The sequence below is a fragment of the Microbacterium sp. zg.Y909 genome (genome assembly GCF_024626565.1).
In genome coordinates, this window is record NZ_JANJFJ010000745.1 from 1 (window position 1) to 530 (window position 530).

Genomic DNA, 530 nt, shown 5'->3' on the forward strand with positions numbered 1-530 from the left:
GCGGGGACGGCGATGGGGGAGTCCTCGGGGACGGCGGCATCCATCGCCACGAACATGCTCCACAGCGGCACGGCGCCCGGCATGGTGCCGAAGATCCAGGGGAGACGCAGCGAGGTCACGGTCATCGCGCCTTCGCCCTCGAGGAAGGCGACCTGCTCCTGCAGCAGACGGGTGCGGACGTACCCGGCGTTCTCGCGCAGGCCCAGCTCGGGCCAGCGCTCGGCGAACTCGGCGAAGTACGAGCCGTAGACGACGAATGAGGTCACACCGGCCTGGCGGGCGAGGCGCGCCATGCGCTGGGTGGGCAGAACGTTGGCGCGGTAGAAGAAGCCCGCCGCGGGCGCCTGCGGCGCGATGCGCTCGTCGGCGCCGGCGGCGTAGGCGACGGCATCCACACCGTCGAGCAACGCGAGCAGCTCATCGTCGGATGCCGTGGCGACGTCGCAGTACACGTACTGCACGCCGTCGAGCGGGTGGGCGGTCTCGGGCGGCAGCGAGATGGAGAGCACCTCATAGCCGTGCGCGAGGAG

The 530-nt window shown here is 71.3% G+C and carries 1 protein-coding gene; it reads right to left on the bottom strand.

What is annotated here, in order from left to right; all coding sequences use genetic code 11:
* On the bottom strand, positions 1-530 hold a 530-nt coding region (locus NQ160_RS24525; protein WP_257517555.1), incomplete at both ends, for an NAD-dependent epimerase/dehydratase family protein.